Origin of the sequence: Paenibacillus sp. FSL H7-0326 (genome assembly GCF_001955535.1) — a bacterium.
Classification (GTDB): domain Bacteria; phylum Bacillota; class Bacilli; order Paenibacillales; family Paenibacillaceae; genus Paenibacillus; species Paenibacillus shunpengii.
Genome location: NZ_MPVN01000003.1, coordinates 101,477 through 125,826, shown reverse-complemented (window position 1 = coordinate 125,826; position 24,350 = coordinate 101,477). Strand labels below are relative to the sequence as shown.

The window sequence follows — 24,350 nt, the reverse complement described above, 5'->3', positions numbered from 1 at the left end:
TGGCTATTATCTTTATTATCCGTATAATGCATCTGTTATTTTAGTGGGTAAGTCCAGAAGTATTCCGTCATCAGCCGCTCTGCAAATTGCTTGTCCTTGAGAAGCGACTCACCTGATAAGATACGGAACTGTGAGCTGTGTGCTGCGATGGACTGTACCTTATTGAGCTTAAATTTCTGAATGTCATAGAATACATCCGGTTCACCGATAGCTTCCTTGTGACCGTTCGAGAACGCCAGGCATTGCACAACAGGTCTTCGCTCCCGATCCATTGCTTCAACTACTCTGACAACCGCTGCACCCGTTGCATCATGATCTGGATGTACACTGTAGCCTGGATAAAATGTAAATACAATCGAAGGATTCAATTCTTCAATCAGTGCAGAAATCGCTCCATCCAGCAGATCACGGTCTTCGAACTCAATCGTTTTGTCATGGAAGCCAAGCATCCGTAAATCTTGAATTCCGATCGCTCTACAGGATTGCTTCAGCTCTTCTTTGCGAATTTCGGGCAGCGTGACACGGTTCGCTATTGGAGGATTCCCCATATTCCGCGCCATTTCGCCCAGAGTAAGACAGGCATATGTAACCTGTGCTCCTTCGCTTGCAAATTTGGCCAGTGTTCCTGACATTCCGAAAGATTCGTCATCCGGATGCGGAAGTACTACTAATATATTTTGCGTCATAAGAACCCCACTTCCTTAAAACAACGTTCTACTGAGCAGCAAAGATACGATCAATCGACCTTCTTTGTCATGGCCTGCCAGCAGAATGCGTCCTTCTTCATTTTCTTCCCAATGCGTCAAACCTTCTGTATAAACCCAGCCTTCTTGTGTCTTCAAGCCAACTCTATAGTAGGTATCACCAACAATGGTTCCTTTGCTGTATCTCACCGGCACGTTCTTGATGAAATTTGCGGCTGGATGCTTCGAGCTATCATTATGGGCTGCATAGGCACCCATCGTCATTTCCATATGAAGATACAAATCTTCGTTCGCGTACCGGTCAAGCTGCTCCTGCACCATGGCTATATTTATTAGCTGCATAACAATTCCTCCGTTACTCCTGCCATCCGTGAGCATTTGCAGATCACAGGTATGACTTCTCCTAGCCTTCACGATACTCCTTATTCGTTAACAGGCTCTTATAGCAGTATAGCTTAAAAAAAAGCGAAAATAAAATGATTCATTATAAATTTATTCCATCTCAACGAAACTAGTCTGACTTATGCTGCGTATATGGAAGAGTAATGTATGAATTTATAAGGAGGCTGCTTATTCTATGTCGTTCTTTAATAAAATGCTGGCCAAAGTCGGAATTGGGGCTGCAGAAATTGACACGCTATTAGAAAAAACATCTTATGTACCCGGTGAAACGGTGAAAGGTGTGGTTCGCATAAAAGGTGGCAGTGTTGAACAAGAAATCGAGAAAATATATATTCAGCTGATGACACGCTACATTCGTGAACAGGATGATCGGAAAGTAGAATATAACTATACACTTGCCAAATTCAACGTATCGAAGAACCTTCGGATTGAGAGTAACGAGCAGCTGGAGATTCCATTCTCCTTCCCACTGCCGCTTGAAACACCGGTAACATATAATCGTCAGCCGGTTTGGCTGAGTACAGGTCTTGATATTGAGATGGCTATTGATCCCAAAGACCATGATTCAATTCAAGTCGAGCCACATCATTATATGTCTGCTATTTTTGAAGCCGTAGAATATCTCGGATTCCGATACAAAACTTCATCCTGTGAGCATGCGTCTAAACTAGGCCGCGGTGTTCCTTTTGTACAAGAGTTTGAATATTACCCGAGCAGTTCCTTCTCTGGACGCGTTAAAGAGCTTGAGCTCATGATGAATCTGGATCATGACGGCGTACATGTGCTAGTAGAGGTTGACCGCAGAGCACGCGGACTTGGAGGATTTTTCGAACAGGCTTTCGATTTGGATGAGCGTCATGTCAGACTATACTTCGACCGGTCGGACATTGCCCAAGGCACAGAGCATATTGCTCGTCAGATTGAGCGTGTTATTCATGATCAATCCAGATAACTTATACAAAGAACGCTGGTTTATTCTCACTTCGAGTGAGAGAACCAGCGTTCTTTTCGTCGTATGATGGTAAAAGCATTCTTGTTACACGCGCTACTTTATTTTGATAACGATGTTTCGGGATATCAATCGGTGGAGGAGGATAAACACAGCAGCAAGGACCAATGAAGTAAGCATCGCCGTTGTCGTCGTGGGCTCTATAGGATAGATTGGAAGCCAGTCAGACAGCAGCTCCACTGCATCACCGCCGCCCCACACCATATCAAGGAGGATTAGACCAGCGAGTCCTACGGGTATCGATAGCAACCCGCCGAAGAAGCCAAAGCGATAGAAGCTCATAGAGACCATCCATCCTGCTAAATAATAAACTAGAAACTGCAATGTAAATATTATAAACGGCATCAAGCTAAACATCTCATATCCAATAACAACGGATTCTTGACGGGGTATTCCAGCCCATCCCAATATCAAGTACTGAACACCTGAAAGAATCCACATGAGGATCGGGAGAAGGATGGATAGAAGAATGACAGCTATTGTAGAACCTACAAAATAATCCTTCCTAGTTACCCCTTGATGAATATAGTGCTTCAGGAAAGCATAAGAGGATATAATTCCGATTACGAGCATGTAGGTCTTAGATGCAGTAAGTCCAAAATTCATAAAATACATGGAGGCTGGTGATTCCATTTCAGAAACGTTCAGCTTGATGAAATCCGGAAGCAGAAGTATCAAAAACTGAAACAGAAACAAAAATGAAACAAACCACAGGGTCCAAACCAGCTGGACATAAAACAGATCGAACGCGATCTTCTTGCTGTTCTCAAAAGGTTTCATTTCCATCATGATTCTTCCTCCTCCGTTAATTGAATGAATAAATCCTGCAGCGGGACATTCCCTAATTCAAGCCCCAATTGCTGAGCAGTTAGGCGCTGCTCCTGTGATAACTCCCCATAGATGACTGCTGATTTCGTACCGCCTAACTGCTGTACATTCAGCACTTTCATCCCCTTCGTAAATGCATCGACGGTGGAAGCTGCTCCTGTGACAGTAGCTCCTCGAGACAAGATCTCATCTGAAGTCTCTTTGAGTACAAGCTGTCCTTTGTTGATGATTATGACTTCTTCGAACAAATAATCCATTTCAGATACCAGATGTGTAGACATGATAATCGTCCGAGGATGGTTCGCATGATCCTCCAGCAGCTCCTTATAGAACAGCTCTCTAGTCGGTGCGTCCATTCCTAGATAAGCTTCATCAAATAAAGTAACGGGAGCTCGAGCCGCAAGTCCAATCGTTACGTTAACGGCAGACTGCATCCCCTTGGATAGACTGCTCATCGCCTTATTCAGTGGAAGCTTAAAGCGTTTCGCTAAATACAAGGCATAATCCATATCGAAGTAGGGTCTGTAGCGTTCAGCCGATTCCAGCATTCCTTTTACTTTTTCCGTCTCAGCCGAGTAATCCATCTCGTACACAAAAGCCACATGACGCATAATTTTGGCATTTTCATAAGCGTTCTCTCCATCAATACGAAGAGTACCTTGTGTCTGGCGTCTAAACGATGCGAGTATGGTTAATAAGGTGGTCTTACCCGCACCGTTTCTCCCCAGCAGCCCATATATTTTGCCACTGTCCAAACTTAGGGATAAATTATCGAGCGCTACATGCTTCCCATATTTCAGACCGAGCTGATTCATCTCAATGATCATGAATTCGTCCCCCTTGCTCTTCGTTGTTCAATTAACTTAATGAGCTCCTGATCTGTCATTCCGAGCTTCTCTGCTTCCTGCAGCATCGGCAGGATGTATTGATCCGCAAAAGCACCTTTACGCCCTTCAAGCAGCTTCTCTCTTGCCCCTTCCGCGACAAACATGCCTACACCTCTCTTTTTATAAATAATCTCTTCATCGACCATAAGATTGATCCCTTTCGAAACGGTAAGATGGTTAATCTTATAGAACTGCACGAGTTGATTGGTTGATGGAATTTGTTCGTGTTCTTTAATCTCACCGTTCACGATCTGGTCTTCGATCTTTTCCTTGATTTGCTGAAAAATAGGTTTGTTATCCGTTAATCCTCTACTCAATTTACGCTCACCACCTGTTCACCATCCGTCGTTCGATATATGGTTATATAGTCATGTATATAACCATATCACATATTTATGACAAGTCAAGTTGAATTGACACCTGATTTGCCTAAATACAAAAAAGACTGAAAAAGAGTCCAGTCCTCTTTATCCAGCCTTTTTCTCATGTCATATTCGTTGAGAGATCGATTCACTTATCAGCTAATCAGAAATGAGGCAGGAAGCTGCTCAGCCTTACCAGGCTCTTTCCATTTTTGGCTGTCTCTCTCCGGTCGCTCCACGAAAGTCAAACGTTCCATTTTTGGCTGTCTCTCTCCGGTCGCTCCGCGAAAGTCGTTCGTCATCCAAAAATTCCACTCGGAGTGTTTGTTAGGGTCCAGTGTTCCCCTCTGGACGTACAAAAAAGCAACCGTCCTCGGTAATAACCAAGGACGGTTGCAACGTAATCACGTGTGTTATGGATCGTTCTCCGCCTCTTATATCAGCTTGTTCTTGTCATTTTGGGAGCTGGTGCAGTCCATCTCTCCCATTCCGTCAGCGTGCTGAAGGCCTCATCATTCGTATCACCGCACATCGTCGGTTCAGCCTTTAGTCTGCTGCATACTTTGGGTCTTTCGGGAAGGCCAAACAGCCTGCATTTGTTGTCCTCTGTCAGCTGAACGCATCTTACGCCGGCGGGTTTACCTTCAGGCATCCCTGGAATCGGAGATGATATGGACACCACGATACAGCATGCCCCACAACCGGTTCTACATTCCATCTTCTACACCTCTCATTATAGCCAGTTCGCAAGCCAAGGCTTATTTGTACTAGCTTATGCGAAAGACATAGCGCATTATAACTGCCTGTTTTATAGAACTTGAAGAACCTGAATCTAGCCTGTCTTTACACTATAACGATGCAGCTGTCCGGGTGCTCCCTTGAACTGCAGCTTCTTGGTTTCAATCAGTGATCGCAGTCTAAATTCCAAGAAGTCTTTGCGCAAATAATAGCGATGAAGCTTAACAAGCACCTCAGCCACAACCCTGGAAGCAGGAACGTAGTGATCATCAAATTGTAAACCCAGCTCTGTCACAACCTCATCAATGATATCATCCAGTGCGTTCTCATCGCTGCATTTAAACTGATTGTTCTCCCATAGTCGGAGCGGTAGATCCTTTAGAGAGAGATCTTGCCATTCGTTGGTAAGCTGGATTCTTTGTTCATCACTTAGTGAAGCCTTCTGTTCCAACCGACCCAGCATTGGAATAAAATGTTCCTTTTTAAGCTGGGCTAGATTAACGGGTAATAGAACAGGCATCTTATTCTGAGCCTCTTTGTCACTAACTTCACTTAAAAATAGCGTTTGGAATTCCTCAGCAGCATTGTTTAATACGATCTGTACTTCCCGATCTTGTAGCAAATAAACCGCAAACCGCAAACCGATCTGATCATGTGCATGATCTCCATGCCAGATCGTAATTCTGCTGCCTTCCGGAATCGCCTTGATTGCTCTGATGACCGTTCCTATCTGATGCTCGGGATTGTACGTATACAGTTTGTCATAATTGGACAATCGCTGGGACATCCACGATATACGACTGCTCTCTCCATCCGTAAGATCGATGCCAGACAGTGGTCCATATGCAAACCAGTCATTAAACGAGAGTAATTTGTGTGAATGACGAATTTCCGCTTTATGTAATGCAGCTTTCATGACTCCCTGCTCTGACATCCCAAACATTAAATGAACATGCTGCTCCGTCATGTATGCCACCTCTTTCTAAAATAGGGATGTAATTCAGCCATTCCCGGTACGACGAATGTTATACCTTCGCAGGCTTCAGATAATACTGGTGAGTCTCATTAGGAACACCAACAAATTCAAGCTTCTTATTCGCTATTAATGATCGAAAACGATATGATATCAGATGGGCACTCATTAATTCAGGATAACGCTCAAGTATAGGATCAATCAATAGTCCTGCTGACACATATTCCTCGTTATGAATATATTTATCCTCCACCCTATGAAGAAGGTTACATTGTTCGTGAATGACTTCCATGATTACAGAATCGTAGGCATCTTCCGCCAAAAACAGCAGTTTACCTTCTATTAATACGCGCAGCATTTCACTGCGGCCTGAAATATCCCGCCATTCACTGGCATATCGTGCTCTATCCTCTTCTGATAACAAATTCCCCTGAATTCTCTGTATGAGCTGAGAGACATCTTCCGTTTGGAGCTGATGTAAGACCGTGTGGTCCAATTCTTTATCAACAACGGGTAAAAGATTTAGCGCAAGTAGACGCTTATACTCTTCTTCAGGATTTAAGATCCGGATTTCTGCCTTGACTCCACGAAGCAAATGCAAAACTAAACGTGAAAATGTATAGTCATGTGCATTGCTTCCTGCCCATATCGTAATCAATTTATGATCCGGAATATTCTCTAGAATCGGCTTCATTGCTGCAATATGATGTAGTCCGTTACTATAATAATGATCATAGCCCATATGATTCATCATCCACATGTAACGTTCTGTTTCATATTGCTGCTGGTCAATATGGCGCAACGGTCCAACCGCATAGAAATCTTCCAAGCTGTATACTATGGATTCCTGCCGTTGCCCTGCCTTCGACAAGGAGACCTTTAGCTTACCTGCAGTGGATAAATTAGAAGTTATATAGATTCTAGGAGTATCTTCTTGAGTTAATTTCTCGATTCGAGATTCTTGTAAAGATCCACGCCACATTTCCTTAATTCTACGGCCCAGTTCTTCGCTCTCCGAGCCTGAATCTCCGATTGAACAATCGCTTTGTTGCAGCACCCAATCTACAAATTGCTTTAATCTATAGTGATCCATCTCGTTAATTTCATTATTATAATTAACCCTAATTGTAAGTCCCCATTTCTATAGTTGTAAAATGGTTAGATGATAAAATGTTGTATAAATCATAAAGTACTATAGAATCACATGGTTGAAATACCGGCTAGTCATAGTATCTTCTGGATGCGCAATGCTCTTTAATCAATTTGTAACTTGTTAATTCCACCACCTCAATACAGCTCTTCGAATCCGGAGAATGAATCATTTTCCCGTCTCCTATATATATACCTACGTGATGAATGCGGCCTTTTCCTTCTTCATATGCAAAAAAAAGCAGGTCTCCCGGACGCAGCTGATTACTCGCTGCTTCTGTTCCTGCTAGAGCCTGATCTGAAGCATCCCGCGGAATGGTAATTCCTTGAGACGCATACATACTATATGCAAAACCCGAACAATCATAGCCATATGAGGACAGCCCCCCCCACAAATACGCCAGGTCCAGAAATCGACTTGCTTCTGCCGCAATGCGGCTCCCTATGTCTAAGCCTGTTCCAATACAGTGTTCTAAGATAGTAACATCCGTTTTGTTGAGTACACCTACTCCATGAGGAGAATGAACATAAACCTCTGTATCTCTCACTTCCATTAATGGAAGCCTTGTTAAATAGCTGAGTTCCAAGTAAGATACTCCTGCCTTTTCTGATAATAACGCCATCCTGGCAAATTTAGCACGAACTTGAACCCGCTTATTTTGAACTTGAGCATGCATACGAGTATTAACCACAGTATTCATTTGCTCTTGGACGTTATTCCCCAGAGGAGTATTCATTTGCTCTTGATTGGTATTCTGCACTTGAGCATTCATGTGCTCTTGAACTTTAATGTGCTCCTGAGCGCTCTTCTGCTCATATGAATTGATTTGCACCTGTGCATTTAATCGTACTCCGCTGTCATGTGCAACGTCACGGCTCCATTCCGTGAGCTGAATATAAGGAACCCAGCCCGGATATCCGAGCGGATCCTTCTTTGTCGCTTGGTTAGGTATGCGGATGTTCGCCCATCCATCTCTCACCTCTAAGACTACTACCTCCTCGGCATATAGAACCTGGGTTTGGATGCGATTGGATATGCACAAATCCAGCCGTTCACCCGTAGTCAGACTGCCAATCCAGCCTCTCATATCCATTGGATTGTGCAGCACGCTCACATCCATTGCCCGCGGGGACTCCGGTGTGGTCCATACCGCAGCAACCGGAACACTCACTGTCATGTTTTTCAGTCCGGGCCTGTATTCAAAAGGTTTCATCCGGTTACCCCCATTCCTTCTTGAATGCGTACATCATGAATTCCGAGTCCAGCTGCATCCGTAAATCGGATAATCCTGCCGTCATAAACAACACCGCCGTTTATATCTCTGCCATCCATCATTAGCGGCGCGTCAAAATCAAATCTTGTTATGTTTTTCTTGCTGGCTGCAAAATGGGCGGCCGCGGTTACCGCTACTTTGGATTCAATCATGCTTCCCACCATACACTCTACACCGTATTCTTCGGCAAGCTGATTAATCATTTGAGCCTTGTAGATCCCCCCGGCTTTCATCAGCTTAATGTTGATCAAATCGGCAGCTCGATGTTGAAGCACTTCAAGCGCCTGACTTGGAGTGAATACACTTTCGTCAGCCATAATGAGCGTATCCACAGCGTCTGTTACGGTCTTGAGCCCTGTCAGATCACCCGCTCTCACGGGCTGTTCCACCAGTTCAATATTCAGGTTCAGATCCTCCAGCTTGCGGATACAACGAATCGCTTCCTTTACCTGCCAGCCTTGATTGGCATCCAGCCTGATCCCTATCTCGTTACCGACACGGCTGCGAATTTCTTGAATTCTGGCAATGTCCTCTTCGATCGGATCTTTCCCCACTTTAATCTTCAGCACATTGAAGCCCTCAGCTACACAGCGCTCCGCATCATCTGCCATTTCTGCCATCGTTCCCACACTTACTGTAAAATCCGTCTCAATCCGGTCCCGATATCCACCAAGGAATTGATATAGAGGCATACCGCTGTACTGTGCGAGCAAATCGTAAATCGCCATATCCACTGCCGCTTTGGCGCTGCTCGAGCCGACCATGACCGTATGTATTGTCTGTAATAGCTGCTCGTAAGCAAGCAGGCTTCTGCCCTGAATAGCAGGCCCCAGGGTATGAAGTACAGCTGACTCAATACTGTCAAGACTGTCTCCTGTTATTACAACGGTAGCCGGTGCTTCACCCCATCCAATTCGTCCATCACTGGCTGTCATTCGAACCAATATGGATTCACTTTGCGTAACAGTTCGTAATGCGGTTTTAAAAGGCTTGATTAATGGCGTATATTTGCGCATGACCTCAATATTCTGTATTCGCACTTTAATGTACCTCCTTGATATTTTAAGCCAGGATCTATCCCAAATCCCACAAAAACAATTCATTCAACACCTACCCGAACTGGAGCAGCTTGCGACTTGTATCCAGCTGTGCAGGAAGCCCTAAAGGAATGGCGATATTCGGGGAACAGTGGCCGATTCGAAACCCACCCATGGCGGGTCTGCCCGCCTTCGTAATATAATGCTGTATTACCTCTTCCAGTGATAGGGACATTTCTCGCTTAACTGGATCACAATGATGAAAATCACCAACGATGATACCCGCTGCTTCCGTCAGCTTGCCTGCTTGAAGAAGCTGATTCAGCATGCGGTCTATGCGATAAGGCTCTTCGCCAATATCCTCGATCAAGAGAAGCCTGCCTTCCGTATTTATCTCGTAAGGAGTGCCAAGTGTCGTCACAAGCAGCGAGAGATTGCCGCCGACGATAACTCCTTCTGCCGTTCCAGGCAAGAGAACCTCAAGTGGAGAAATTGCCTCTGTATAGGGTGGTATATCCTTACCGAACAATATATCAAAGCCTTGTAGGGTAAGTGGATCAACGGAATCAGCGGCCAGACAGGTCAGCATAGGTCCATGAAATGTGATTAGACCCGTACGCTGAAAAATGGCGTTATGCAGGAATGTAATATCACTGTAGCCCCAGAAAAATTTCGGATGACGCCCAATAAGCTCATAATCCAGCAGATCTGACATTCTTGCCGTTCCATATCCGCCTCTGGCGCATACAATCGCTTTAATCTCTGGATTGGCGAACATGTCATTCAGTTCCTGAGCTCTGTCTTCATCCGTTCCGGCTAAATATCCGTATTCGTTGTAGACTGTCTTGCCAAATTGAACCTGTAAGCCAAGACGGAGCAGGTGATCGGCTGCCTTCGTTATACGAGCACTGTCCCCCGGACTTGCCGGAGCCATAATTCCGACCTTATCCCCCATACGTAATGGATCAGGATATATCGTATTAAACTCTGTATTCATCTCCTTCGCTCAACTCCTCTCGGGCACGTATAGAAAGGAACTCCCAGTGATCTGGTTCGATCACCGGGAGAACCTGCAAGCATTAGCATGTATGAAGTCTTTGCTTATTGTAACTCTGCGTACTTGTAATCAATATATCCGTATGCATGCCTCAGCACCCCAGTTAAATGATCCTTCTGCAAGTACACGGAATTATAGAAATACATCGGCATGATCGGCATCTCTTCCATAAGTATGCTCTCTGCTTCATGCAAATACGTAAATCGTTTCTCTACATCCGGCTCGCTGTAAGCAGCTTCTATCAGCTGGTCATACTCACTATTGCTCCAGCCTGTCCGGTTATTAGGACTACCGGATACAAATATGTCGAGGAAGTTAATCGGGTCAGCAAAGTCAGGGAGCCATGAGCTTCTTGACATTTGGAACTGAAGACTCTTCTGCTCATCGGTCAGCACCTTGCTCTCCTTGCTCGCCAGTGTGATATCAATACCTAGATTCGTTTTAATCATGGCCTGCATTGTTTCCGCAATTTTCTGATGAAGATCATTCGTGTTGTAGGATAAAGTAACGGACGGAAGCGTATCATATCCTTCTTCCTCCATCCCTTCGCTTAGAAGACGTTTCGCTTCTTCAATATCAAACTTTACCAGCTCGCCGCCCTGTTCACGGAAGTCCCCTCCGTTCTCACCTTCGAGCAGGCCATAGGAGACCAGCCCGGTTGCCGGCTTATGCTTCTGCTTGATCACCAGATCTACAATCTGCTGTCTGTCTACAGCCAAGGTAAAGGCTTTACGGATCTTCGCATTTGTGAAAGGTTCCATCGTAGTATTAAAACGATAGAAGTACGTTCCTGCTGAATCCTCAATTGTTGCTTTACCTTCGTCGATCAGAGATTGAATTACATCCGGCGGCAGGGTTCCCGTAATATGCAATTCTCCACTCTCATACAGCTGATAAGCTGTCGTCGAATCATCTACCATCTTCATCGTAATGCCATCCAGCTGAACATTTTCAGCATCCCAATATTGATCATTTTTCACCATTTGAATCTCAGCATCATGCTTCCATTCCGTCAATTTGAACGGTCCGTTGCTTAGAATGGAAGAAGCCTCCGCTGCCCACTGCGCATTTCCTTCAACGGTTGCCTTATGTACGGGGAAGAATGCAGGGTTCGACATCATACCGAGAAACCAGGGAGCGGGCTTGTTCAGCTTTATTTCGAGGGTATGTTCATCTACTGCTGTAACCTGTACGTCATCTACAGTTCCTTCTCCCGAGTTATACGCTTCAGCTCCTTCAATAACATAGGCGAGCGTTGCCGATGCAGCGCCAAGATTTGGATCCAGCATGCGTTTGAATGCAAATTCAAAATCCGAAGCCGTAACCGGGTCACCGTTAGACCACTTCGCATCCTCCCGCAATGTGAACGTATACTGCTTCTCATCTTCTGTAACTGTCCACTCACTGGCTACTCCTGGACCTGGGGTGTGGTCTTCCTGAAGACGGGTCAAACCTTCCATGAAATTATTCAACACATCATTTGAGACCTGATCAAAACCAACAGGCGGATCAAGAGACGTCGGCTCCTTACCATTATTAACGAGCAGAATCTTACTGTTCGCATCAGCAGCGTCTCCGTCTGCTCCACTACCCTCTCCTCCACAAGCCGCCAGCACAAGACACAGGATCACAATACAGCACGACAACAGCATGGACCGATGTTTCTTCATTGATTACTCCCCCTTAAGTTTATGAATGTGTATGGAATCAATTTCATAGCTGTTTCATATTGAAATTGATTCGAATTCCGGCAATATATGTGTCTATTATTCGCTCAACTAATAGAAGAACGAATCGCCGGTTCAAGCACTTTTGGTGTAGGTACAGATTTCTTCGGAAACACACCCTTGGAGCGTTCGTCGAGCAGCCAGCAGGCGGCTGTATGTTCAGGCGCTCCGTCCATGCTGACTGACGGCGGATCATAAGAATCGCACACTTCCATTACATATGGACAACGGGCAGTATATGGACAGCCTTTGGGTGGAGAAAATAAATCCGGCGGGGTTCCGGGTATGGATATAAGCGGCTTGCTGCGATCACCGTCTACACGGGGCATGGATGCAAGCAGTCCTTGCGTGTACGGATGCTTTGGATTATAGAAGATCTGCCTTACCGTACCGGATTCCACAATCTTACCTGCATACATGACACAAACACGGTGGGCTAAATTAGCAACAACTCCCAAATCATGAGTAATCATGATAATGGATACACCGGTTTCTGCCTGCAGCATTTTAAACAAGTCCAATATTTGTGCCTGGATCGTTACATCAAGTGCTGTTGTGGGCTCATCTGCAATAAGAATGGAAGGATTCCCTATGGCAGCGATCGCAATCATGACCCGTTGTCTCATCCCGCCGCTGAATTCATGCAGATACTGTTTCATCCGCGCCTCCGGATCTTTAATACCGATGAGCTGTAACATATCCATAGCGCGTTTCTTCGCCTCTCCTCTGGACAGCTTCTGATGATGCCTGATTCCTTCCATCAGCTGCTCGCCAATCGAGATTGTGGGATTTAGTGCCGTCATCGCATCCTGAAAGATCATCGTGAGTTCGCTTCCGCGAAGCTTTCGTATCTGTTTCTCGCTCATGCTGACGAGCTCCGTATTTTTATACTTAATGCTGCCCTTATTAATCGTAGCTGTTTGCTTGGGTAAGAGACGCATGATGCTTCTCGCGGTCACACTCTTGCCGCTTCCAGACTCCCCTACAATCGCCAGCGTTTCTCCTTTATAGAGGGTTAAATCAACGCCTCGCACAGCCTGTACACTCCCGCCGTATGTAGCAAACGAAACATGCAGGTTATGGACTTCGAGCAGCGGATCTGCCCCATCATTCCTCGTTGCCATCTTGTGTTACCTCCTCTGTTTCGGATCGAATATCTGATGGAGACCGTCACCCAGCAAATTAAATGCCAGCATCGTCAAAGAGATAAATAAGGATGGGAAGAGCAAGCGCCACCAATATCCGGACAAAATCGTAGACATCCCGTCATTGGCCATCGTCCCCCAGCTTGCAAGCGGCGCCTGTATACCAAGACCGAGAAAGCTGAGGAACGCTTCTGAGAATATGGCCGACGGAACCGAGAATGTAACCTGCACAATAATGACGCCGAATGCATTAGGCAGCAAATGTCTTCGAATAATGTTCCACGATCCTGCCCCCAGTGCTCTGGCAGCAAGCGTATATTCAGATGATTTCAACTGCAGAACCTGTCCACGCACGATGCGCGCCATTCCAATCCATCCCGTCGCAGTTAGTGCCACGATAATTGTAAGCAGCCCGGGACCCATGGCGACCATAAGCAGAATAACGATGAGCAAATAGGGTATTCCGTACAAAATATCTACAAACCGCATCATGACATTATCGATTCTTCCGCCGAAGTATCCGGCAATCCCTCCGTAGATAACGCCGATTACAAAATCAATAACAGCCGCAATCACACCAACGCCGAGCGAAATCTGCGCCCCGTATATAATACGGGCAAATACATCACGTCCGAGATCGTCCGTCCCAAACCAATGGGCCGCAGAGGGCTGCTGATTGGCATTCACCAAGTTCTGCTCTGCATAGCCGTGTTCAGCTATAAGAGGACCGAACACAGCGAGAATACCAAGAAGAATAATGACAATAAGTCCTGCAAACGCAAGCTTGTTCTTGTACAGCAGTATCCATGCCCTTTTCCATGCGGGAATGCGGGGTCTAACGATCGCCTCAGCCTCTCCAGCTTCACGCTTCATGGGTACAAATAGATGATCAGGTACGTTGGATGCTTGCATAACCTAGGCCCCTTTCTTATGAAGTTTGATACGCGGATCAATCAAGCCGTACAAAATATCAACCAGGAACATCATCATAATGAGCAAAGCACTATAGAATACAGTCGTTCCCATAATGACGGAATAATCCCGGTTGTTAATGCCATCAACAAAGTATTTTCCCATACCCGGTATGGCAAAGATCTTCTCAATGACAAAGCTTCCTGTCAGCACATTAGCCAGCAGCACGCCAAGCAGTGTAATCACCGGAAGTACTGCATTGCGCAGACCATGCTTCACGACGATGACGAGGGGTGGAAGGCCTTTGGATCTAGCGGTATCCATGTAATCTTGAGTGAGTACCTCAATGAGGTTTGCACGAGTTAACCTTGCGATTGTCGCAATCGGTCCTGCCGCTAGAGCCAGAGCAGGCAATACCATGTGCTTCCAGGTTCCCCATGTGGCTACCGGCAGAAGCTTCAGTTCAACCGCAATATATTTGATAAGCAGCGGGGCAAGCACAAAGCTTGGAATGGCAACACCAATTACGGCAAGAATCATGGCGATATGGTCAATGATCCCGTTTTTTTGCAGAGCAGCAATGGTTCCCAGAAGGATGCCGATGAGAATGGAGATGCATATGGCGACTATGCCCAGCTGAAATGAAACGGGAAATCCGCGTTCAATCATACTGTTCACGCTGTCGGGATAATGAGATATCGAAGGTCCGAGATCTAGGGTGAGAAGAGATTTCATATATTCAAAGTATTGAATGTAAAGAGGCTCATCCAGATGATAGAAGGACATCATGTTCTGAATGACATTGGCATTCGCTTCCTTGCCGTCACGATCAAACGGTGACCCTGGAATCGAATGCATCAATAGGAAGGTAATTGTGATAATCAGCCATAACGTGACGACCATCGATATGAATTTCCGAAGAATATATTGTGCCATGACAGGGCTCCTTTATCAGCAAAATGCAGTTCTCATTGCAAGCTCAGTCATCACAAGCATGGCTTGGTAGGCTTCGAGGATGTCGTCTGCCTGATAGGATACCACCGGGGAATAACGTTCCATCCGGGTTTTGGGCATGAGATGGGCCCACTCTGCTTGACCATAATTGGCAAACTCTAATGTTAGTAGCGGCTTCTCTGGTGGAGTCAGCGGATGAACCCGCTCTTTGTTCGCTATGGCCTGAATCGTCTTCTCCCGCAGGAGTTCACCGCTCTGGGCGGGTGTCAAGCACAGGGCTGACGTGCGTGAGATTTGTTTTTTCACGATGGCCGTTGTGACATGTGGTATCAGCTCCTCGGCTTCCGCGGCAGTCTCATCATCCCCTGCCACAAGCAGGATTGGAACGCCATGATGTCCTGCGACATAAGCGTTGAAGCCAAGCTCTCCTACGGCCACATCATTAATGTACATATTACGAATACCGAAGATCATCGAGTGACTCAGCACTCCCGGACGTGCCGCTCTGGAATGATAGCCTAGAAAAACAGCACCCCCATAGCTGGAATCGAGACCCTGCATCATGGAGTAGGGCTTCACATCTCCAGATATTAACTGAGCTCTTGGATACAGCTCCTCAATAATTAAATTATTCATTTTGGAATGGCTGTCATTAACCACAACCTCATGAATTCCTTCACCAAACGACGTTTCGATCACATGATTGGCTTCAGCCGTCATAATCCGCTGCCCCCGGTTGTAGTTCCGCTTCGCAGAATCGACAAAAGTGTCATCCACAAGACCCGTGACACCTTCCATATCTATCGAAATGTACAGTTTCATGCTGATTGGCCCCCTATTAGTCGTAATTTTAATTCTGACGTTAAGGTCTTACTTGAATATAAAAAAACAGCAAACCATAACATGGGCAGCTGCTCCTAGCATGAGAACATGTCTGACCCCGATTATGATTTGCTGGATTTCATTTACGATGTGCTGTACGCAAGGCCTGTAAAGATGACACAGCCGGTACATGCGAATAAATAAAGCAGCCTATCTCTATATTTAATTATGGTTAACAATTGAACGATATTTCTTCTGTGCATCCTTATAGGCGACAATAATCGCCTTCTGAGAAGACCCGTGATATCTCGAACGAACCTGCTCGCTGATCGAATCGAGATCATGCATCGTCTTCCCGACAAACAGGGTTCTGACAAAGGCCGAGGTGAGCGGAATGGTCGAAGAGCATCCGGCATCTACAATCTTATCATTCGTCGTATCAATCACCAGACCGATAAAAAAAGCACTGAACTGCTGAGTAATCGGATTATTGACCGAGGTCTGTGCGTCGCCCACGATATATATCGTATCCGTATTATAGTCCAATGGCTTGTCCTCCTGGATCAGCTTCAGTTTAAGGGTTAATCAAGGATGCAAATGAGTCCTGTCCCGAGCTCCTGCGACTTGATTAGACAACTGAAGATGAATTGTGTAATTTATTCTAACAACAAACTCACTTATTTGTAAATAACCTTTGTGAATTTGTTTCAGCTATGTAAAATTATGATCAATGGTCTCCTTCCCCCTCTTCATTCAAGCTTAGAACATGTCAGTTGTATGTTATATAACAGCTGGAAATCATCCATTCAAATCTGTTAATTTTACATTTCAATTGCACTGGGATGATTTAGAATTTACAAACTACACTTATGCTTGTTTACATGAGGATTTGGCAAAATCCGACTGATAAATGACAAGGAGTGTGTTCTTTTGAGCGAAAAAACGATCGATCGCAAAACCTTTCTATCCTATCTAGGTACAGGTGCTGCTGCACTTGCTGCCGCTTCTGCTGGTCTTGGTACACTTGACGGCAAAGCCTCCGCAGCTTCGAGTGCGAACCACCTCTTCGGATTTAACACGAACAAAGTTACAGGCTTCTTTGATCCAATTGAGCCTACTATGGAAGACGAGCTCGTATTGCCAAAGAACTTTAAGTATGACGTTGTAGCCGCCTTCGACGATATTATTAACCCAGCAGGAGAAAAATTTGGGCAGGGTGCAGATTACAACGCATTTTTCCCCATTGAAGGCTCGAATACGCGAGGACTCCTTGTTACGAATCATGAATACACCAACATCTTTGCAATCGGTCCTGTAGCGGACAGCGGTCCGACCAAGAAACAAATCGAGCAAAGCCTCTATTACCAAGGGATGTCCGTAACTGAAGTGTACCGGGATGAGCAAGGGGTATGGAAGCTTGATCCGACTTCAAAATATGCACGCCGTATCACAGGCTTCACCTCCTTCGACATCACAGGTCCTGCCAAAGGCTCCGCAACAATTGGAAATGCAACCAAAGCACAGGGTACATTTGCCAACTGCTCCGGCGGGGTCACATTATGGAATACGGTGCTGTCCTGTGAGGAAAATTTTGAAGAGCTTGCCGGACAAGCAAAGCTGCCAGAGACCCACTATGGCTGGGTCGTGGAGATCGATCCTTTTGAAGCCTCTTTCCGCAAAAAGCATACTGCTCTGGGTCGATTCAATCACGAGAATACGGCAATGGGTATTGCCAAGGACGGACGTGTTGTTGTATACATGGGCGATGACAAGAAGGATGCCTGCGTATACAAATTTATTAGCAAAGGGAAATACAACAAAGCCATCGGCCGTTCCAATTCTGCCTTGCTTGAAGAAGGCACACTATATGTTGCCAATCTCAAATCAGGTAAATGGGCTCCTGTTACGATTGAGGCCGTGAAGGAGGTTCTCTCCTCCGACAGCTATAAGAATCCTTATGGCGTAACGGGTACGAAGGAAGAGCTGCTGAAAAAGTTCACTTCCCAAGCGGATGTCGTTACATATTGCAATCAAGCTGCTCTAATTGTTGGCGGCACTCCAACCGATCGTCCGGAGGATATTGAAATTTCGCCTTTCGACAGCACCGTCTTTATCTGCCACACGAATAACGATATTCATGGCAATATCCACGGTCATATTACACGTATTTTTGAAAACAACGATGATCTCGGATCTCTTGAATTCAACTTTGAAATCTTTGCTGCCGGCGGCAGACAATCCGGCTTCAGTTCCCCAGATAACCTTGCGTTCGATTCGAATGGCAACTTGTGGGTCGTAACTGACATTTCCACCAGCAGTCACAACAAGGGCGTATATAAATCGTTCATGAACAACGGTTTGTTCGTCATCCCTACAAGCGGCAAGAGCCAGGGACAAGCACTGCAATTCGCATCTGGCCCTAAGGATTCGGAGCTGACCGGTCCATACTTTACACCAGATGAACAAACACTGTTTATCTCTGTACAGCATCCCGGCGAAATGACTACAGACCTGAACAACCCAACAAGCACATGGCCTCACCGTAAGGGAGATAAGAAGGCCCGCTGTGGCGTTGCGGCAATTAGCGGATTCAAGCTCGGACTGTAAGTTTCGACGATAAGCTTTTTCTTCGATCATATTGTAATCTAACATTCAACAGGAGATGATATTATGCCTGGCATCGGAAATATCGGAATCGGCGGACTCATTCTGATTCTTATTATCGCACTTATCATATTTGGCCCATCGAAGCTGCCTGAGCTTGGACGGGCCTTTGGCCGGACACTCAGTGAGTTCAAGGGAGCCACCCGTGGACTCATGGGCGGGGACAACGATGAGGATGAGAAGAAAAAACATTCCGAAGCTGGCACTTCTGCTTCGGTTAGCAGTTCCGGAACGAAGTCACAATGAGTAACAATCCAAACGAATTAAATATGATTGGGCATCTGGATGAGCTGCGAAGCCGGCTCATTCGGACGCTCGTCACCTTCCTGCTCTGGATGGTCATCGCCTTTATCTTTGTGAAGGACATCTATGATATTCTCGTCTCGGATATGGAGCGCAAGCTGATCATTCTTGGTCCTTCAGATGTCATGTGGGTGTACTTCATGATCGCAGGTGTGGTTGCTGTTACATTAACGATTCCTGTGGCTGCTTATCAAATATGGAAATTCGTTCAGCCTGCTGTACCGACTGCTGCTCAGCGGTCTACGCTGATCTTTATTCCCGTACTTACTCTAATGTTCATTCTCGGCATTTCCTTCGGTTATTTCATTTTGTTCCCGATGGTGCTTCATTTTCTGAATGAAATGGCAGCTGATTCGTTTGAGACGATGTATACCGCACAGAAATACTTCACGTTTATGATTCACATGACGGTCCCGTTTGGACTATTGTTTGAAATGCCTGTCGTTGTCATGTTCCTGACCAAGCTCGGAATATTAAATCCGGCCAAGCTCGCGAAGGCACGCAAGGTATCCTATTTTATTCTCGTCGTCGTTGCCGTCACGATCACACCGCCGGATATCATGTCCGATATTCTTGTCATTATCCCTTTATTTTTACTCTATGAAGTAAGTCTGACGATCTCAAGAATGGTCTACCGCAAGCAGCTTCGGTCTCAGTCTGAGACGAGCCTGGCCGCGTAAGCTGACCGTTCCGCTTTTCAGGTTACATCACCAACAGCCCTGAGCATGCTCCTTCATTCCCGGGTGGAGCATGCTCAGGGCTGTTTTTGTTTTATCATCCTTATCTTGACAAACAGCTCTGCATAGAGGCTTAATAGATGAGGACAGGAGGAGAAGACATCTTGAGTATCTGGCAAAAATGGAAAGCGGAAATCAGAAGCTGGCCCCGCAATATCCAGCTTTTTTTTCTTGCAAACATCCTATATCAAATGGGCGGAGGCATGTTCTCCGTGCTCTACAATTTGTACATACAAGATCTGGGCTACGATGCAACGATGAACGGCACCATTATCAGCGTGCAATCCATTGCCACGGCAATCATGTTCATCCCCATAGGTCTGCTCGGGGACCGTATAAGCAAGAAGCCGATTCTCGTTATTGGAGCACTCTTTAGCGGACTAACCTTCATTGGACGGGCCTTTGCTATAGGTGAACCCCACCTATTATGGCTGGCTGTATCTTCAGGATTATTTGCTTCCTTCTTTCAAGTGCTCGCGATCCCTTTTCTAGCGGCCAATGTCTCTGAGCATAATCGACTTCGGCTGTTTAGCATTCACGCTTCCCTCGTGCTGGCAGCCCAGGTCATCGGCAGCTTCGGCGGCGGGGTACTTGCTGATGTGCTTGGGTTTATTGGGATTCATAGCATTTCCAGCTTACAGATTGTTCTGCTCCTGGGCGGCATAGCTACATTTCTTGGGACGCTTCCGTTATTTCTAGTAAAAGACTCACCCGTCATACATAACCCTGTATCTGCTATTCGCTCGAGCACCGTTTCTGAATCGAATATGAACACAAGTGTACATTCCAACACGGCAGCAGAGCAGTCCAAATCGGACTTTCGAATTATTAAGCACTTTGTGATGACACAGCTGCTGATCGGCATTGGTTCAGGCCTCGTCGTTCCTTATTTAAATTTGTATTTTACGGACCGGTTTCATATCAGTCTCAGCTTGATGAGCGCCCTGATATCTTTAGGCCAAGTGATGACCATCATCTCGATGATGATTGGACCTTCTCTTGTCAATCGGGTAGGACCCGTGCGAGCCGTTTTCATATTCCAAACGATGTCTCTGCCTTTCCTGCTGCTGACCGGCTTCACTTATTCTGTGCTCATTGCTTCCGTCAGCTTCTTATTTAGACAAGCGCTCATGAATGCAGCCAATCCAATCTTTTCATCGATATTAATTGACCATGTGTCAGATCGAAGACGAGGTATTGCGAACTCACTCATGCAGACTGCCTTTATGATCGGCTGGGCTACCATGGGACCTGTCCAATCCTATCTCGTTACAACCTACGGCAGCTATCAGGGCTATGCCATCACCTTCACGATCACAGGAATTTTATATGTCTTGGCTTCTACCTGGTTCTATATGGTGTTTCGGAAAAAACAAACCCATAAGAAGGAGTCTTCTGGTGGGCACAAAGCCTCCTCCATATGAACGAATTAAAAAAAAGCGATTTGCTATAAACGAATCTACAATCAATCCGTCCAGCAAATCGCTTCTGTATTATTTCTTTTTTTGTCCTATTGTTAGAGAACTGCGCTTCCTCGAGTCCTGACCTTGATTAATGAACGTATATGTTTCTGCAAGCTTCTCAGAAATGTGCCTAACCACCTTGCGGCTCTTCATATATCCACTATGACAGAAAGGGTTCCAGAAGCTCAGCGGATTACCCACATTCGTATCAATGTCCTGCTTTACTGCCTTCTCATAGGCAGGATCAATATTGCGAAGCGGATACCCCAAAATATCATCCTTGTCAAAAAAGTTAACCCACTCCCCTTGAAGACCAGGGTAAATCTCTTGTCCTTCCCTTGAAGGCACCACAATCGGCTTGCTAAAATCACGGTATCTCAGACTCCATAGCGGAAGTGTTGTACCCAAAGAATAAAAATGCGTCAAAGTATCTCCTCTCTCCAAGGGAGAAGTCGTATCGATTACTCCAGGAAAGTGCCTCGACTTGTACTGCAAATCGTAGAAAAAGTTACTCGCAATGACACTGCCCAGACTGTGGGACACAACACATAAAGGCGCCTTCTTCCCTGCTCTTTGGGATAAGCTGTGCAGTGCATTACTGATCGCCTGGTGCACCGCATCGTAATTATGCCCGTTCGTATCTACTGGCTGATAAGCGACAGCATCCGCCAAGTAATAGATCAGATAACGACGCAAAAACTTGTAGCGAAGCTTTTTACTTAACACCAGCTCCTGATAGATCCGTTCCTCCTCCTTACCGAATACATCCGCCCAATATACAGGCTCTACTTCAATATATGGCCTGGCGGAAGGCACCTGCATTATATCTGAGAAGGTTTTGTCCAGCTTCTTCATGAACTTCTCGGCATATTCCTTCTTCTGAAGCCCGAGTCCATGCACCACAATGACCGCAATCTTCTGCACCTTCACCCTCTCCCTCCATCATTAATCAGACAATAGAGCTACACATTCACGAGCTTCATAAAACCGAATGATGAACAATCCTGAAGTGAATACTCATGGAGATATGGGTATGTATGTTCCCTTATTGTATACGATGGAGATTCAATCGACCATTAGTCATAAGTCTTATTTTCCAGTTCGAGTCTGGCTTAAATTTGCAGCACTGCGATCGTTCCCGTTACTGTCAGCGTACTCAAGAGTGTCGAAAAAAAGACCGTTTGCGAAGAAAATTCCGGTTCATTATCAAACTGTACAGCAAGAATCATGCTGCTGAGTGATGTCGGTACCGCAGACGAAACGATCAAGGCCTTGGCAACCAGCCCCTCAATCCCCATCGTCCATACGGTTAGTGCGGCGAGAAGCGGACCGGCAATGAGTCTTAAGAACACAGATATGGCTACATTCGTGCTGCCCTTTTTCGCAAAAGTCCATTTCATCGCTCCGAGCTGTACACCGAGCGTAAGTAATGCCATACCGATAAAGGCAGTATATAAATAATTCAGCGGCGTCTGGATGCTATTCGGAAGAGGTACTTCAAGGAACCTCAACAGAAGCGCTGCGGGAATCGCGTAGATTACAGGCTGTCCGGCGATGGTTCTCCAAATATCCTTCAGCTTGGCACGGTGCGCATTGACGCTGTAAATTCCATATGTATTGGGTATAAATGATTGAAGCATAAGAATAATGACCTGCACTCCAAGCGTCAGCGGGTTGCCCGAGAAGGCAAGCTGGTTAATCGGCAGCCCATAATTTGCGCTGTTGGCGAACAGGACACTGTTTCGCAGTGCTGCAGGCATTCCACCCTCCAGCTTGCGAATTTTGATCACGACAGAACATACGACATATTGCAGCAGCATGAAAATAAAGAAGAAGCCGATCACCTGCCCAAACAGAGACATGGTAATGTCTGTCGTATATAAAAGATTAAACACTACAGCCGGGGACAGGATGTAAAAGTTAATGTTGGATAAGGTTTTGACATCAAGTCCTCTCGTACGTCGTACAATAAAGCCCACAGCAATAACAAGAAATAAGGGAATAACGTTGTTTAGCAAAATGTTTAAAAATAAGGCCATGATGTAATTTCCTTTCTATAGAAGAAGACTTCCTCTACTTAGAGGAATGATTTTGTTTCAAAACATGCAAATCATGATAGAACTCATCTGTACTTGAATAAGGCTCCTTCAGCTCAAGCAGCCGCTCAATGACCTCCTGTAACTCAGACGAAATGGACAGCTCCTCCTGCCAGCTCCGCTCGGTATCGGCGCCATCCTCAGATTCATAGGTCGAATACAGCATGAACAGCATAAAATGTCCAATATCTGCAAGATCGGATTGCTCCTCTGCCAGCTTGAACTGCGCTCCATTGGCACTGCGGGCAGACTTCGGAGGCTTAGCCGTCTCTGGCCTCCTTGTCTTCCTCATCTTTTTGGATGTTATCAGGCCCTTTCGATTCCTCTGGTACCCTAGCGGAGGTTCTTCACCGATCTGTCTTGCCAGACCAAAATCAATTACAGAGAGCCTCTCCTCTTGAAAAAGCACATTCGGAATTCGCAAATCCAGATGAACATATCCCTTCTTATGAATATACTGGACTACATCCAGCAGCTTCAGTGTCATCTCAATACAAGAGGCTTCATCATATATGCAGCCCTGCTCAAAGATCAGATCCTCGAGTGTATCTCCCTCCAAATAAGTCATGACAAGATAGGTATGCTTGTCTTCAACAAAAAAATCCAGCAGTTCAGGAATTTGCGGATGACCGAGCGCCTGAAGTATATTCTTTTCTCTTCTAAGCAAATGTTCTGCATATTCCCCTTTACTGGGCCTCGACTGCTTAAGAGCAACGACCGCTCCACTCTTCTGATCCAAGCATTTGTAAGTCATGCCATAGCTTCCTTCACCAAGCAGCTGCAAATTGACATAACGATCCCCAAGCACCGTATTTATTTCTGCAGGATAATCCCGCCACGCGGATAAGAATGAGCTCAGGAATGAAAAAAAACGCATAAATCAACGATTCTCCTTTGATGAATAGACTGTGAACGCTATTTCTTATGTTCGCATTGCCCATCTATTATAGCACCAATCCGTGAACGTGGACTCCGCGATTACGCCAGGATAATTTTCGATATCTTCAATAATGAGAGGGTTAGCCAATAGTACATGAGTACATGAGTACATGAGTACATGAGTACAGACGAAGTTTATCCCATTTTAGAATAAAGATTACTAAATTT

General features: G+C 45.6%; 26 protein-coding genes. 5 read left to right on the top strand and 21 right to left on the bottom strand.

The genetic code is table 11. The features are described from left to right. Nucleotides 1–35 precede the first annotated feature (35 nt). Both bshB2 and BK126_RS16520 read right to left on the bottom strand, forming a co-directional pair. Entirely contained in the window at nt 36–686 is a 651-nt protein-coding gene (gene bshB2 / locus BK126_RS16525) for a bacillithiol biosynthesis deacetylase BshB2 (protein WP_076313663.1), read from the bottom strand. A gap of 15 nt (nt 687–701) precedes the next feature. Next, nucleotides 702–1,046, bottom strand: coding sequence for a YojF family protein (locus BK126_RS16520; protein ID WP_076314085.1), 345 nt, complete (start codon nt 1,044–1,046; stop codon nt 702–704). A 235-nt stretch (nt 1,047–1,281) separates the two neighbouring features. Here BK126_RS16520 and BK126_RS16515 point away from each other — a divergent pair, with 235 nt between their 5' ends. Next, nucleotides 1,282–2,058 (top strand): sporulation protein, encoded by a 777-nt coding sequence (locus BK126_RS16515; protein WP_076313662.1) that lies wholly within the window; start codon nt 1,282–1,284, stop codon nt 2,056–2,058. A 93-nt stretch (nt 2,059–2,151) separates the two neighbouring features. Here the strand turns inward: BK126_RS16515 and BK126_RS16510 are convergent, their stop codons facing one another. The 16 genes from BK126_RS16510 to BK126_RS16440 all read right to left on the bottom strand — a co-directional run bounded on the left by BK126_RS16510 (nt 2,152) and on the right by BK126_RS16440 (nt 16,526). Beyond that, the gene (locus tag BK126_RS16510; RefSeq protein ID WP_076313661.1) at nt 2,152–2,904 is read right to left on the bottom strand and encodes a hypothetical protein; all 753 of its coding nucleotides are present in this window, start codon (nt 2,902–2,904) and stop codon (nt 2,152–2,154) included. Continuing rightward, nucleotides 2,901–3,770, bottom strand: a complete 870-nt coding sequence (locus BK126_RS16505) for an ATP-binding cassette domain-containing protein (protein ID WP_076313660.1) — start codon at nt 3,768–3,770, stop codon at nt 2,901–2,903. The genes BK126_RS16510 and BK126_RS16505 overlap by 4 nt, the downstream gene beginning before the upstream one ends. After that, entirely contained in the window at nt 3,767–4,147 is a 381-nt protein-coding gene (locus BK126_RS16500) for a GntR family transcriptional regulator (protein ID WP_076313659.1), read from the bottom strand. The genes BK126_RS16505 and BK126_RS16500 overlap by 4 nt, the downstream gene beginning before the upstream one ends. A gap of 200 nt (nt 4,148–4,347) precedes the next feature. After that, the gene (locus BK126_RS29460; RefSeq protein WP_179085557.1) at nt 4,348–4,494 is read right to left on the bottom strand and encodes a hypothetical protein; all 147 of its coding nucleotides are present in this window, start codon (nt 4,492–4,494) and stop codon (nt 4,348–4,350) included. A 137-nt stretch (nt 4,495–4,631) separates the two neighbouring features. After that, on the bottom strand, nt 4,632–4,910 hold the full coding sequence (locus tag BK126_RS16495; RefSeq protein WP_076313658.1) for a YkgJ family cysteine cluster protein: 279 nt from the start codon (nt 4,908–4,910) through the stop codon (nt 4,632–4,634). A 114-nt stretch (nt 4,911–5,024) separates the two neighbouring features. Then, nucleotides 5,025–5,897 (bottom strand): DUF1835 domain-containing protein, encoded by an 873-nt coding sequence (locus tag BK126_RS16490; protein ID WP_076313657.1) that lies wholly within the window; start codon nt 5,895–5,897, stop codon nt 5,025–5,027. Nucleotides 5,898–5,955: 58 nt separating this feature from the next. Further along, nucleotides 5,956–6,996 carry a DUF1835 domain-containing protein gene (locus tag BK126_RS16485; RefSeq protein WP_076313656.1) on the bottom strand — a complete coding sequence of 347 codons (1,041 nt, stop codon included), beginning with the start codon at nt 6,994–6,996 and terminating at the stop codon, nt 5,956–5,958. A 127-nt stretch (nt 6,997–7,123) separates the two neighbouring features. Beyond that, complete coding sequence (locus BK126_RS29845; protein ID WP_076313655.1) at nt 7,124–8,266, bottom strand: C40 family peptidase; 1,143 nt, start codon at nt 8,264–8,266, stop codon at nt 7,124–7,126. Then, nucleotides 8,263–9,366 (bottom strand): dipeptide epimerase, encoded by a 1,104-nt coding sequence (locus BK126_RS16475; RefSeq protein WP_076313654.1) that lies wholly within the window; start codon nt 9,364–9,366, stop codon nt 8,263–8,265. Before BK126_RS16475 ends, BK126_RS29845 begins: the two co-directional genes overlap by 4 nt. Nucleotides 9,367–9,436: 70 nt before the next feature. After that, entirely contained in the window at nt 9,437–10,360 is a 924-nt protein-coding gene (locus BK126_RS16470) for a S66 peptidase family protein (protein WP_076313653.1), read from the bottom strand. A 104-nt stretch (nt 10,361–10,464) separates the two neighbouring features. Then, nucleotides 10,465–12,090, bottom strand: a complete 1,626-nt coding sequence (locus BK126_RS16465) for a peptide ABC transporter substrate-binding protein (RefSeq protein WP_076313652.1) — start codon at nt 12,088–12,090, stop codon at nt 10,465–10,467. 104 nt (nt 12,091–12,194) lie between these two features. Then, nucleotides 12,195–13,271: an ABC transporter ATP-binding protein gene (locus tag BK126_RS16460; protein WP_076313651.1), complete on the bottom strand. Its 1,077-nt coding sequence runs from the start codon at nt 13,269–13,271 to the stop codon at nt 12,195–12,197. Nucleotides 13,272–13,277: 6 nt separating this feature from the next. Next, entirely contained in the window at nt 13,278–14,204 is a 927-nt protein-coding gene (locus BK126_RS16455; RefSeq protein ID WP_076313650.1) for an ABC transporter permease, read from the bottom strand. Between the two features lie 3 nt (nt 14,205–14,207). After that, nucleotides 14,208–15,140, bottom strand: coding sequence for an ABC transporter permease (locus BK126_RS16450; protein WP_076313649.1), 933 nt, complete (start codon nt 15,138–15,140; stop codon nt 14,208–14,210). A gap of 15 nt (nt 15,141–15,155) precedes the next feature. Next, on the bottom strand, nt 15,156–15,980 hold the full coding sequence (locus BK126_RS16445) for a M55 family metallopeptidase (RefSeq protein WP_076313648.1): 825 nt from the start codon (nt 15,978–15,980) through the stop codon (nt 15,156–15,158). 222 nt (nt 15,981–16,202) lie between these two features. Next, nucleotides 16,203–16,526 (bottom strand): DUF3870 domain-containing protein, encoded by a 324-nt coding sequence (locus tag BK126_RS16440; RefSeq protein ID WP_076313647.1) that lies wholly within the window; start codon nt 16,524–16,526, stop codon nt 16,203–16,205. Nucleotides 16,527–16,910: 384 nt separating this feature from the next. On the opposite strand from BK126_RS16440, the gene BK126_RS16435 reads away from it, so the two are divergent. The 4 genes from BK126_RS16435 (at nt 16,911) to BK126_RS16420 (ending at nt 21,108) form a co-directional block, all read left to right on the top strand. After that, nucleotides 16,911–18,587 (top strand): PhoX family protein, encoded by a 1,677-nt coding sequence (locus BK126_RS16435; protein ID WP_256209680.1) that lies wholly within the window; start codon nt 16,911–16,913, stop codon nt 18,585–18,587. 63 nt (nt 18,588–18,650) lie between these two features. Further along, on the top strand, nt 18,651–18,890 hold the full coding sequence (gene tatA, locus BK126_RS16430; protein ID WP_076313646.1) for a twin-arginine translocase TatA/TatE family subunit: 240 nt from the start codon (nt 18,651–18,653) through the stop codon (nt 18,888–18,890). Then, nucleotides 18,887–19,627 (top strand): twin-arginine translocase subunit TatC, encoded by a 741-nt coding sequence (gene tatC, locus BK126_RS16425; RefSeq protein ID WP_076313645.1) that lies wholly within the window; start codon nt 18,887–18,889, stop codon nt 19,625–19,627. The genes tatA and tatC overlap by 4 nt, the downstream gene beginning before the upstream one ends. Before the next feature lie 161 nt (nt 19,628–19,788). After that, complete coding sequence (locus BK126_RS16420; protein ID WP_445321889.1) at nt 19,789–21,108, top strand: MFS transporter; 1,320 nt, start codon at nt 19,789–19,791, stop codon at nt 21,106–21,108. Between the two features lie 69 nt (nt 21,109–21,177). On the opposite strand, the gene BK126_RS16415 is transcribed toward BK126_RS16420, so the two are convergent. The 3 genes from BK126_RS16415 to BK126_RS16405 all read right to left on the bottom strand — a co-directional run bounded on the left by BK126_RS16415 (nt 21,178) and on the right by BK126_RS16405 (nt 24,120). Next, complete coding sequence (locus tag BK126_RS16415; RefSeq protein WP_305954044.1) at nt 21,178–22,077, bottom strand: chemotaxis protein; 900 nt, start codon at nt 22,075–22,077, stop codon at nt 21,178–21,180. A gap of 182 nt (nt 22,078–22,259) precedes the next feature. Beyond that, a complete protein-coding gene (locus BK126_RS16410; RefSeq protein WP_076313643.1) occupies nt 22,260–23,186 on the bottom strand; it encodes an AEC family transporter in 927 nt (308 codons plus the stop codon). Between the two features lie 34 nt (nt 23,187–23,220). After that, nucleotides 23,221–24,120, bottom strand: coding sequence for a serine/threonine protein kinase (locus tag BK126_RS16405; RefSeq protein WP_076313642.1), 900 nt, complete (start codon nt 24,118–24,120; stop codon nt 23,221–23,223). Between the last annotated feature and the right edge of the window lie 230 nt (nt 24,121–24,350).